The following is a 1,218-nucleotide window of genomic DNA, read 5'->3' on the forward strand; positions in this document are numbered from 1 at the left end:
ATCAAGCCATAGCTTCGGTGGTGTGTTTAGCCCCGTTACATTTTCGGCGCAGAGTCACTCGACCAGTGAGCTATTACGCACTCTTTCAATGGTGGCTGCTTCTAAGCCAACATCCTGGTTGTCTGTGCAACTCCACATCCTTTCCCACTTAACACACACTTGGGGACCTTAGCTGATGGTCTGGGCTGTTTCCCTTTTGACAATGGATCTTAGCACTCACTGTCTGACTCCCGGCAAGAAGTTAATGGCATTCGGAGTTTGACTGAGCTTGGTAACCCTTGCGGGCCCCGCACCCAATCAGTGCTCTACCTCCACCACTCCATTCACCGAGGCTAGCCCTAAAGCTATTTCGGGGAGAACCAGCTATCTCCGAGTTCGATTGGAATTTCTCCGCTACCCCCACCTCATCCCCGCACTTTTCAACGTACGTGGGTTCGGGCCTCCAGTGCGTGTTACCGCACCTTCACCCTGGACAGGGGTAGATCACACGGTTTCGGGTCTACGTCCACATACTCATTCGCCCTATTCAGACTCGCTTTCGCTGCGGCTCCGCCTTCTCGGCTTAACCTTGCATGTTAAACGTAACTCGCCGGTTCATTCTACAAAAGGCACGCCATCACCCATAGATCGGGCTCTGACTTCTTGTAAGCACACGGTTTCAGGTACTATTTCACTCCCCTTCCGGGGTGCTTTTCACCTTTCCCTCACGGTACTGTTTCACTATCGGTCGCCAGGTAGTATTTAGCCTTGACAGATGGTCCTGCCGGATTCATACGGGGTTTCACGTGCCCCGCACTACTCGGGATCCGTCTCGGAGAGAATAACATTTCGGCTACAGGGCTTTTACCTCTATCGCGGGCCTTTCCAGACCTCTTCACCTACGCTATTCCTTTGTAACTCCATGTGAGACGTCCCACAACCCCAAGGAGCAAGCTCCCTGGTTTAGGCTGTTCCGCGTTCGCTCGCCGCTACTGACGGAATCACTATTGTTTTCTCTTCCTCAGGGTACTTAGATGTTTCAGTTCCCCTGGTCTGCCTCTGCATGCCCTATGTATTCAGGCATGAGTAACTGCGTATTACCACAGCTGGGTTTCCCCATTCGGACACCCCCGGATCAAAGCTTGCTTACAGCTCCCCGAGGCAGTTTCGTTGTTCGCCACGTCCTTCGTCGGCTCCTGGCGCCTAGGCATCCTCCGTGTGCTCTTAGTAGCTTAACCA

Annotated in this window: 1 rRNA gene; it reads right to left on the reverse strand. The window is 53.2% G+C overall.

Annotated features, from left to right (window positions below):
- Positions 1-1,217: ribosomal RNA gene (locus F1379_RS29460) — 23S ribosomal RNA — on the reverse strand; the annotation flags it as partial.
- Position 1,218: the final 1 nt, after the last annotated feature.

The sequence above is a fragment of the Paenibacillus tepidiphilus genome (assembly GCF_008635795.1).
Taxonomy (GTDB): Bacteria; Bacillota; Bacilli; order Paenibacillales; family Paenibacillaceae; genus Paenibacillus_AQ; species Paenibacillus_AQ tepidiphilus.